The 10,072-nt window shown below is 44.8% G+C and carries 9 protein-coding genes, 2 pseudogenes and 1 riboswitch; of the genes and pseudogenes, 8 read left to right on the forward strand and 3 right to left on the reverse strand.

The annotated features are described in order from the left end of the window. Positions 1-81: 81 nt before the first annotated feature. Positions 82-858, reverse strand: a complete 777-nt coding sequence (gene spo0M / locus RAC86_RS29350) for a sporulation control protein Spo0M (protein WP_072565974.1) — start codon at positions 856-858, stop codon at positions 82-84. Positions 859-997: 139 nt separating this feature from the next. On the opposite strand from spo0M, the gene RAC86_RS29355 reads away from it, so the two are divergent. Next, positions 998-1,201: a hypothetical protein gene (locus RAC86_RS29355; protein WP_072566821.1), complete on the forward strand. Its 204-nt coding sequence runs from the start codon at positions 998-1,000 to the stop codon at positions 1,199-1,201. Positions 1,202-1,253: 52 nt separating this feature from the next. Here RAC86_RS29355 and RAC86_RS29360 read toward each other — a convergent pair whose 3' ends face one another. Further along, positions 1,254-1,505: a spore coat protein gene (locus RAC86_RS29360; RefSeq protein ID WP_041520898.1), complete on the reverse strand. Its 252-nt coding sequence runs from the start codon at positions 1,503-1,505 to the stop codon at positions 1,254-1,256. Positions 1,506-1,629: 124 nt separating this feature from the next. On the opposite strand from RAC86_RS29360, the pseudogene RAC86_RS29365 reads away from it, so the two are divergent. From RAC86_RS29365 to RAC86_RS29375, 3 genes and pseudogenes are all read left to right on the forward strand, one after another. Next, positions 1,630-2,323: pseudogene (locus tag RAC86_RS29365) on the forward strand (Type 1 glutamine amidotransferase-like domain-containing protein). A gap of 68 nt (positions 2,324-2,391) precedes the next feature. Next, a riboswitch (TPP riboswitch) is annotated at positions 2,392-2,499 on the forward strand. A 132-nt stretch (positions 2,500-2,631) separates the two neighbouring features. Further along, positions 2,632-4,404, forward strand: a complete 1,773-nt coding sequence (gene thiC, locus RAC86_RS29370) for a phosphomethylpyrimidine synthase ThiC (protein WP_072566822.1) — start codon at positions 2,632-2,634, stop codon at positions 4,402-4,404. Between the two features lie 130 nt (positions 4,405-4,534). Next, positions 4,535-4,733 (forward strand): annotated as a pseudogene (locus RAC86_RS29375) (FbpB family small basic protein). A gap of 24 nt (positions 4,734-4,757) precedes the next feature. On the opposite strand, the gene katA reads toward RAC86_RS29375, so the two are convergent. After that, complete coding sequence (gene katA, locus RAC86_RS29380; protein ID WP_003239645.1) at positions 4,758-6,209, reverse strand: catalase KatA; 1,452 nt, start codon at positions 6,207-6,209, stop codon at positions 4,758-4,760. A 408-nt stretch (positions 6,210-6,617) separates the two neighbouring features. Here katA and RAC86_RS29385 point away from each other — a divergent pair, with 408 nt between their 5' ends. From RAC86_RS29385 to RAC86_RS29400, 4 genes are all read left to right on the forward strand, one after another. Next, entirely contained in the window at positions 6,618-7,385 is a 768-nt protein-coding gene (locus RAC86_RS29385; protein WP_072566823.1) for an ABC transporter ATP-binding protein, read from the forward strand. A 17-nt stretch (positions 7,386-7,402) separates the two neighbouring features. Beyond that, positions 7,403-8,401 carry an aliphatic sulfonate ABC transporter substrate-binding protein gene (locus tag RAC86_RS29390; protein ID WP_072565976.1) on the forward strand — a complete coding sequence of 333 codons (999 nt, stop codon included), beginning with the start codon at positions 7,403-7,405 and terminating at the stop codon, positions 8,399-8,401. Further along, complete coding sequence (locus tag RAC86_RS29395; protein ID WP_072565977.1) at positions 8,398-9,228, forward strand: ABC transporter permease; 831 nt, start codon at positions 8,398-8,400, stop codon at positions 9,226-9,228. The genes RAC86_RS29390 and RAC86_RS29395 overlap by 4 nt, the downstream gene beginning before the upstream one ends. A gap of 22 nt (positions 9,229-9,250) precedes the next feature. Next, positions 9,251-10,072: LLM class flavin-dependent oxidoreductase (locus RAC86_RS29400; protein ID WP_377886330.1), on the forward strand; the 822-nt coding region annotated here is incomplete at its 3' end.

The following is a 10,072-nucleotide window of genomic DNA, read 5'->3' on the forward strand; positions in this document are numbered from 1 at the left end:
AACCTGTTTCTTGTACAGAAACGGGTTTTTATTTTTTATCAAAGAAAAGGAGCCTATCTTAATTGAGGCTCCTTTTATCATTCACTCAGCGTATTGGTCTATGATCTCTTCTAGTACCTCTTTAAGCTCTTCTGCATCTTCAAGCTCTGATTGGCTGAAACGGACGCGTACAAGCTGTTCTCCGTCATTATACATCTCTTCCAGCCATCCTCGCAGTCCTCTGGCCCTGCGGTCGACTTCGAAAATGATTTCTAAACCATTTTCGTCTAAAAGGAAAATAAGCTCTAATTCCTCAAGCATCTGACGATAGTAGCCTGATGTCGGAATGAACTCAAATTCTTGAACGAACGGAAGGCGGCGTTGGAAGTAGGGTGCTTGTTCACAATCTGCTTCGTTAAGACGGAAACCTAGGTTTTCGATTGCTTCCAGCACACTTTCAATCCAAGGGTGCGCTTCAACGAAAATGCGGTCGTGGTCGGATTTATCGATACCGCCTTGTATATCAAGGTCTGTCACCACGGCGACCTCTACTTTCCCTACAGTAATCGGTGTATCAAGAGGGAGGGTGAATGAGAACGGAAATTGATGCTCTTCTCCAGGCTGAATGGTGAATGAACCAGTGACCTGAAAAGAATGAATTGTAGCGTATTTCCGGTGTTCTTCATCGTCTTTTACAATGACGTACCGTGTGTTAAGCTGTAAATCAATATAGCGGATGTCCTGAGAGATTTTCCCGCCTTTGACATGGACAGTTCCCCGTACTTCTTCTCCTGGATAATATGCGTCTTTCTCTAAAATTGTATCTACTTTTGCAGCACCGATACCGGCACTTGCTGCGAGCTTCTTAAAAAATGACATGTTAGATCTTCCCCTTTTTCTTTTTCTCAACAGATATACGTAAGAAGGAAGAAAAAAGATTCATTTGATTCATACTTTTTACCTATTATTCGTCCGGCCTAGGGACAGACTAAGAATACTATTGAAAGCAAAGGAGCGGATTGAAATGGATAAAGAAAGTATGGTTGCTGATGAATTACACAGAATGTTTTTGGCTGGTGAGCTGCAAATCACGGTAGAGGAGGATATAAACAATATTTCCGAAAGGCTGAGAAACGGCGATCTCAGTTTAGACCGATTAAGCGGTGAAGACGCGTTTATAAAAGAAACGGTAAACGAGGCTTTAAGAAGAGTGGAGCAATAAAAGGGAGAGACGGGATCTGAAAGATGAGATTCCGTCTTTTTTTGTGACTTTGTTACAGTTCTCTGCAAGATAAAAGCAAATCGATTTGAAATGGCTTACTCAGGAGCCAGCCTTTTTCCATCAGAAGTTCAGATAGTTCCCCATGCAGATGAACAGCTGCATCTAATTGATCATGCAACGCTGTTCGGAGGTCGGGGTTTGCAGTTTCCGTTATTGCGACAGTGTACTTTTTAATGATGATTTGTATTGTCGTTAAGCAATCAAGAATCATTATAGGTATGATTGGGGTTGAAAAATCGTTCAATGCCTTCACCGCCTGTTAGTGGGTTTTATCTTTTAGATCTTCCTATTGAGAAGTATTTAGCCTTGTTTCATGGATTTATACAAAATGCTATAATGATTAACAAATTTTTTCGGGGAGTGGGATGATGAAACAGATTATTGCGATGGGCGGCGGGGGGTTTTTCGATGGAACCGGAAAATTTGTCCCTCGATCAATATATCATCAATCAATCGGGACGGAAGTCGCCTCGCATTTGTTTTTTGCCGACGGCGAGCGGTGATTCCCAAAACTATATTCAGCGGTTTTATCATGCTTTTCAAACACTGGATTGTGTGCCGTCTCATTTATCCTTATTTAAGCCGCCGACAACAGACTTCATTTCTTTTGTTATGGAAAAGGACGTGATTTATGTTGGCGGGGGAAATACGCGGAATATGCTTGTGCTGTGGAAGGAATGGGGGCTGGATCTTATTCTCAGAGAGGCATGGAAGAACGGGGTGATTTTAGCTGGATTAAGTGCCGGTGCGATCTGCTGGTTTGAAGAAGGAGTGACAGATTCGGCAGGACCGCTGACAAGTATGAAAAGTTTAGGTTTTTTGCAAGGGAGCTTTTGTCCTCATTATGACGGTGAAAAGAACCGGAGGCCGATATACCATCAGTTGATATCTAACGAATTCTTGTGCGATGGCTATGCGGCGGACGATGGAGCGGCTCTCCATTTCATAAATGATCAGCTGTTTCAGACTGTGAGTTCAAGACCGGGTGCAAAGGCATATCGGGTGATGAGGGGTGAACATGAGATTTTTGAAATCCCGCTGCGGGTCAAATATTTGGGTTGAATTAGCTGAATATTTTCTATATTCCTCTTTTTTTTCGATTGGTTTTATGTTAAGATGAGTCCGAAATCAATAGTTACTGGGGGTGCCCGTTTTCGGGCTGAGAGAGAAGGTAAGCTTCTTAACCCTTTGGACCTGATCTGGTTCGTACCAGCGTGGGGAAGTAGAGGAATTGTTTTTATTATTGTCGTGCTGGGCAATAATATGTTTCTTTCTGACTGTAACCGGGTTCATTCACTTGAATCCGGTTTTTTGTGCTGGTTATGGGCTTGATTTTGTCCTTTCAAAAGAAGAGAGGGGAAGGATCAATGATGCAAAACGATTCAGTGCAGCAAGCCAACATTTCCATTATGTCGAGTTTTTCGGGGAGTAAGAAAGTATACGTGGAGGGTTCTTCCTCGGACATCCAAGTGCCGATGAGGGAAATCGCCTTAAGTCCGACGACAGGATCGTTCGGCGAAGAGGAAAACGCGCCTGTGCGTGTCTATGATACAAGCGGACCGTATACTGACCCTGATGTGACCATTAATATTCAAGAAGGATTAAAGCCGCTCCGCCAAAAATGGATCACAGAGCGTAACGATGTGGAAGAATATGAAGGACGGACTATAAAACCAGAAGATAACGGTTATAAAAAGGCAATCCCAAACAAAAGCTACCCAGAACTAAAGCGGAAACCGCTGCGGGCGAAAGCGGGTCAAAATGTCACCCAAATGCATTATGCCAAAAAGGGGATCATTACACCTGAGATGGAGTTTATCGCCATTCGCGAGCATGTATCTCCCGAATTTGTCAGAGGTGAGGTAGCAAGCGGCCGGGCGATCATTCCTTCAAATATTAATCACCCTGAAAGTGAACCGATGATTATTGGCCGGAATTTCCATGTGAAGATTAATGCGAATATCGGGAATTCAGCGGTTACGTCATCAATTGAAGAAGAAGTGGAAAAAATGACGTGGGCCATCCGCTGGGGAGCGGATACGATGATGGATCTATCTACCGGTAAAGATATTCATACGACGCGTGAATGGATTATTCGCAATTGCCCTGTGCCTGTGGGAACTGTTCCGATTTATCAGGCGCTTGAAAAAGTAAACGGCGTAGCGGAGGATTTAACGTGGGAGATTTACCGTGATACGCTGATCGAGCAGGCAGAGCAGGGAGTGGATTATTTTACGATTCACGCGGGTGTTTTGCTGCGGTATGTCCCGCTAACCGCCAAACGGACAACAGGAATTGTGTCACGCGGGGGAGCGATTATGGCACAGTGGTGTCTGGCCCATCATCAGGAAAGCTTTTTGTATACTCATTTTGAAGAAATCTGTGAAATCATGAAAACGTATGATATTGCTTTTTCTCTTGGGGACGGGCTTCGTCCCGGATCAATCGCTGATGCCAATGACGAAGCGCAATTTGCTGAATTAGAGACCCTCGGAGAACTGACGCAAATTGCCTGGAAGCATGATGTTCAGGTGATGATTGAGGGACCGGGGCATGTGCCGATGCATAAAATCAAAGAGAACGTCGATAAACAAATGGACATTTGCAAAGAAGCGCCTTTTTACACATTGGGGCCGCTGACGACAGATATTGCGCCGGGCTATGACCATATTACTTCAGCGATCGGAGCGGCGATGATCGGCTGGTATGGGACAGCAATGCTTTGTTATGTAACGCCGAAGGAGCATTTGGGGCTGCCAAACCGTGATGATGTTCGTGAAGGGGTCATTACATATAAAATTGCTGCGCACGCAGCAGATCTTGCAAAAGGGCATCCCGGAGCGCAAATACGGGATGATGCGTTATCGAAAGCCCGCTTTGAATTCCGTTGGCGAGACCAGTTTAATTTATCTCTTGATCCGGAAAGAGCGCTTGAATATCATGATGAAACACTGCCGGCAGAAGGAGCAAAAACCGCTCATTTCTGTTCAATGTGCGGGCCGAAGTTTTGCAGCATGAGAATTTCTCAGGATATTCGGGATTATGCGAAGGATAAAAAGCTTAGTGAATGGGATGCCATTCAAGAGGGAATGAAAGAAAAAGCTGAAGAATTTGTGAATCAAGGCAGCAAGCTGTATAAATAATAGATTGACAGGCGAAATGGAATACGTTTTAATATAGCTAATAAATATTTCCAGTATTGCTGATCGGGACACCGAAGGCTCTTATCTTTTAGATAAGGGCCTTTTTTGTATGAAAAAGGAGGGATCATTGATGGGAATCAAAAAAGAGAAGGGGAGAAAACGATTTAGGAAGCGAAAAACATATGGGAATCAGATTTTGCCGCTTGATCTTCTGATTGCAAAAAATAAACGAGAGATTATGAACAGCGCGGAGCTTATGGAGGAAATTTATATGAAGATTGATAAGAAGCATACGGCAGTGCGTAACTAAATATAAAAAAACCCGCTAATTACAGCGGGTTTTTACATTTCTATTAAGCATCTTTTTTAATCGGCAATCCAAGGCCTTCTGCCACGCGTTTTCCGTATTCAGGATCCGCTTTGTAGAAATGCTCGATTTGGCGAAGTTTGATTTCTTCTTTTTCTACCGGCTTCATGGCGTTTACGATATTTTCAACAAGGCGGGCACGCTCATCTTCGCTCATTAAACGATAGAGGTCACCGGCTTGTGTGTAGTGGTCGTTGTGATCGTAGCTTACGCTGTCAGCGATCCCTTGTACCGGATATGCTGCTTGTTTATCCTCAGGTGACTCTTTCGGACCGCCGAAGCTGTTAGGCTCGTAATAAACAGATCCGCCGCCGTTATTGTCAAAACGCATTTGTCCGTCACGCTGATAATTGTTCACTTCGTTGCGTGCGCGGTTGATTGGCAGTGCTTGATGGTTTGCACCGACACGGTAGCGGTGTGCATCATGATAAGCAAACAGCCGGCCTTGAAGCATTTTATCTGGAGAAACATCAATACCAGGCACGAGTGTTCCAGGTGAGAATGTCGCTTGTTCTACTTCTGCAAAGTAGTTTTCCGGATTTCTGTCTAGAACCATGCGTCCGACTTCGATTAACGGATAGTCTTTTTGAGACCAAACTTTTGTGACATCAAACGGATCGAAGCGATACGTATTTGCATCTTCTAAAGGCATGATTTGCACATATAGTTTCCATGCAGGGAAATCGCCGTTTTCAATTGCGTTGAAAAGATCTTCTGTATGGTAATCAGGGTTTTCACCGGCAATTTTTGCTGCTGTATTGACATCAAGGTTTTTTACGCCTTGTTCTGTTTTAAAGTGATATTTAATCCATACGCCTTCGCCTTCGGCATTTGTCCATTTGAATGTATGGCTTCCGAAGCCGTGCATGTGGCGAAGTGTTGCAGGAATTCCGCGGTCTGACATCAGAATTGTCACTTGGTGCAGTGATTCTGGTGAAAGTGACCAGAAATCCCATACAGCTGTAGGGTTTTTCAAGTGTGTTTTTGGATCTCTTTTTTGTGTATGGATGAAATCAGGGAACTTAATCGCATCGCGGATGAAGAATACCGGTGTATTGTTACCGACGATGTCGTAGTTTCCTTCTTCAGTATAAAATTTAACAGCAAATCCGCGCGGGTCGCGAACGGTGTCAGCCGAGCCAAGTTCACCGGCAACTGTTGAGAAACGGATGAACAACGGTGTCCGTTTGCCGACTTCAGAAAGGAAAGCGGCTTTCGTGTATTTTGTTACATCATTTGTCACTTCAAAATATCCGTGTGCGCCTGCTCCTTTGGCGTGAACGACACGTTCAGGAACACGTTCTCTGTTGAAATGGGCCAATTTTTCGAGTAAATGTACATCTTGGATTAAAGTTGGTCCGCGAGAACCGGCAGTCATTGAATTTTGATTATCTCCAACCGGAGCGCCCCAGCTAGTTGTCAGTTTATTTGAACTCATGTCATCACCTCTTGAAATTTATAAGAACATAATATCATCTCTAAGTAAAAAGTCAATATTATTTTATAATTATTATAAAATAGTCATTTCTATTAAGGGATATAAAGTATTAAAAATGTTGATAAACCCTTGTCATAACAGCTTATAAGAGAGAAAAAGTTTTTTGAAGAAATGATTTTTTCTTCTCTATTTGCGAATCAAGCAGATTAAGTGATAAACAAGAATGCCAAAAATCTTGTTTGAAAAAATAGTTGACACATCGGAATAGTTTGAATTAACATGATATTCAAACAAAAAACAATTGGGCAGCTGATCGGACCGCCGAAGGCTCTCATCTCTACAACGAACAGAGATGGGGGCCTTTTTGTTTTTGTAGAAGGCGGGGTTGGCAGAAAGAGAGGGATAAAAGTGGCTGTGACCATCAGCATCAAAAAAAAGACCTTCGTTCAAGAGGGCCGCAAAACAACGGTCTTGGAGAACATTCAATTATCAATCGCACCAGGTGAATTTCTTACGCTCATCGGACCTAGCGGGTGCGGAAAAAGCACGCTTTTAAAGATTATTGCGGGGCTTGATTCAGATTATGACGGGAGTGTTGAAATTAACGGACGCAGCGTAACAGCTCCGGGTATTCAGCAAGGATTTATTTTTCAGGAGCACCGCCTCTTTCCATGGCTGACGGTTGAGCAGAATATTGCCGCCGATTTGAACTTGAAAGATCCAACAGTCAAACAGAAGGTGGATGAACTGATTGAGATTGTCAGATTAAAAGGATCGGAGAAAGCATACCCGCGCGAGCTGTCAGGCGGTATGTCACAAAGAGTCGCTATCGCACGGGCTCTTCTGCGGGAGCCTGAGGTCCTGCTTTTAGATGAACCGTTTGGTGCACTCGACGCTTTTACTAGAAAACACCTGCAGGACGTGTTGCTGGATATATGGAGGAGGAAAAAAACAACGATGATTCTCGTGACTCATGATATAGATGAATCTGTTTATTTAGGAAATGAGCTTGCGATCCTTAAGGCTAAACCGGGGAAGATCCATAAGCTGATGCCCATTCATCTGGCGTATCCGCGAAACCGGACGACTCCGGATTTCCAAGCGATCAGACAGAAAGTGCTGTCGGAATTCGAGAAAACAGAAGATCTAGAGTACGCTGAAGGATCAGGGATATAGAAAGGGCGGAAGCAGAAATGAAAAAAGGACTCATTGTATTGGTTACCGTTTTTTTTCTGCTGGCAGGCTGTGGAGCAAATGGAGCCAGCAGTGACAACAAACAATTGAAAGAAATTCGAATCGGTATTCAGCAAAGTTTAAGCCCGCTTTTGATTGCGAAGGAGAAAGGCTGGTTTGAAGATGCATTTGAAAAAGAAGGCATCAAAGTGAAATGGGTGGAGTTTCAAAGCGGTCCGCCCCAATTTGAAGGCCTTGCGGCAGACAAACTTGATTTTTCTCAAGTCGGCAATTCTCCTGTGATCGCTGGACAGGCGGCGGGCATTGACTTTAAAGAAATCGGTTTGTCTCAGGACGGATTGAAAGCAAACGGCATCCTTGTCAATCAAAACAGCGGCATTCAGGACGTCAAGGACTTAAAGGGGAAGAAAATTGCAGTCGCCAAAGGCAGCAGCGGTTTTGATTTTCTGTATAAAGCACTTGATCAAGTGGGGTTGTCAGCTAATGATGTGACGATTATTCAGCTTCAGCCTGATGAAGCGGCCTCTGCGTTTGAAAACGGATCTGTTGATGCCTGGTCCATTTGGGAGCCGTACTTGTCTTTAGAAACAATCAAACACGGAGCAAACATCCTTGTGAACGGGGAAAGTACAGATTTATATTCACCCGGATTTACTTTAGTAAGAACAAAGTTTGCCGAAGAGCACCCGGACGAAGTGGTCCGTTTTCTGAAGGTGTTTAATAAGGCTGTTGTGTGGCAAAAGGAACATCTGGATGAAGCCGCTGACTTGTATGCAGACATTAAAGGTCTCGATAAAAAGGTCGTCGAAAATGTGTTGAAAAATACTGAGCCTCTGAATGAGGTCATCAGTGACGACATTGTGAAAGCACAGCAGGAGACAGCAGATTTTCAATATCGAACGAAGGCGATAGACAAGAAGATTGATGTGAAAGAGGTTGTGGATAACACATTTATTAAAAAAGCGTTAAAGGAAAATTCCTCAGGAGGTGATCAATGATGAAAGCAGAGGCTGCAGGCTCGCTGCCGAAAACGAGTGCGGAAGCGGTGCGAAAAAAGCCCGGAAGGATGAAATACGGCTGGATGAAGGGGCTTTTGCTGCCCGCTGTCATTATCGCCATCTGGCAAATCATCGGCGGCCTTGGGGTAGTGTCCGCTACAGTGCTGCCCACACCCGTTGCGATCGTTCTGACGTTTAAAGAGCTTATTTTGTCCGGTGAGCTGTTCGGTCATCTGCAAATCAGCATCTATCGGGCGGCGCTTGGTTTTTTGCTTGGCGCGGGGCTTGGCTTGATTATCGGGATTTTGGCCGGATTCTCCAAACGGACGGAGCTGTATCTTGATCCGTCATTGCAAATGCTCAGAACCGTTCCCCATCTGGCGGTCACGCCGCTGTTTATTTTATGGTTCGGTTTTGATGAGGTATCCAAAATTTTGCTGATTGCGCTCGGTGCTTTTTTTCCTGTCTATATCAATACATTTAACGGCATCCGCGGAGTTGACGCGAAGCTGTTTGAAGTCGCCCGGGTGCTTGAATTTAAATGGCATCAGCAGATTTCCAAAGTGATATTGCCGGCATCCCTGCCAAATATATTGCTCGGCATTCGCTTATCGCTCGGCATTGCATGGCTTGGACTTGTTGTAGCAGAGCTGATGGGCTCAAGCTCAGGAGTCGGTTATATGATCATGGATGCAAGACAGTTTTCACAAACGAACAAAGTGTTTGCCGGGATTATCATTTTTGCGGTGGTTGGAAAGCTGACGGATTCCTTTGTCAGGCTGCTTGAACGAAAACTGCTAAAGTGGAGAAACAGTTACGAAGGGTAATATACGTAAAGGGGAGATGGATATGGAAATTCTTTGGTTTATACCGACTCATGGAGACGCGAGATATTTAGGATCTGAAAGCGATGGACGGACTGCGGATCATCTTTACTTTAAACAAGTCGCGCAGGCGGCTGACAGGCTGGGATATACGGGTGTTCTTCTGCCGACGGGAAGATCGTGCGAGGACCCATGGCTTACAGCATCGGCTTTGGCAGGAGAAACAAAGGACTTAAAGTTTTTAGTCGCGGTAAGACCCGGTTTAATGCAGCCTTCTCTAGCAGCCAGAATGACATCTACCTTAGACCGCATTTCAGACGGCCGGCTGCTGATCAATGTTGTGGCAGGAGGCGATCCGTACGAGCTGACTGGAGATGGCCTGTTTATCAGCCATGATGAACGCTATGAAGCGACAGAAGAATTTTTAACCGTTTGGCGGAGACTTTTGCAGGGAGAAACGGTTTCCTATGAAGGAAAGCATATAAAAGTGGAAAACAGCAATCTGCTCTTCCCACCGCAGCAAGCGCCGCATCCGCCTATCTATTTCGGAGGATCGTCACAGGCGGGGATTGAAGCTGCCGCAAAGCATACAGACGTGTATTTAACGTGGGGCGAGCCGCCTGAACAAGTAAAAGAAAAGATTGAGAGAGTCAAAAAGCAGGCGGAAAAAGAAGGGAGATCCGTTCGATTCGGCATTAGGCTGCATGTCATTGCCCGTGAAACCGAACAAGAGGCGTGGGAAGCGGCTGAGCGCTTGATCAGCCACTTGGATGATGACACCATTGCCAAAGCGCAGGCAGCTTTGAGCCGTTACGATTCTTCAGGCCAGCAGCGGATGGCGGTCCTT

Source organism: Bacillus sp. LR_5, assembly GCF_042709275.1.

Coding starts and splice junctions, on each gene's coding strand:
- spo0M (WP_072565974.1), bottom strand. CDS start 858: ATGTCATTTTTTAAGAAGCTCGCAGCAAGTGCCGGTATCGGTGCTGCA.
- thiC (WP_072566822.1), top strand. CDS start 2,632: ATGCAAAACGATTCAGTGCAGCAAGCCAACATTTCCATTATGTCGAGT.
- katA (WP_003239645.1), bottom strand. CDS start 6,209: ATGAGTTCAAATAAACTGACAACTAGCTGGGGCGCTCCGGTTGGAGAT.
- RAC86_RS29390 (WP_072565976.1), top strand. CDS start 7,403: ATGAAAAAAGGACTCATTGTATTGGTTACCGTTTTTTTTCTGCTGGCA.
- RAC86_RS29395 (WP_072565977.1), top strand. CDS start 8,398: ATGATGAAAGCAGAGGCTGCAGGCTCGCTGCCGAAAACGAGTGCGGAA.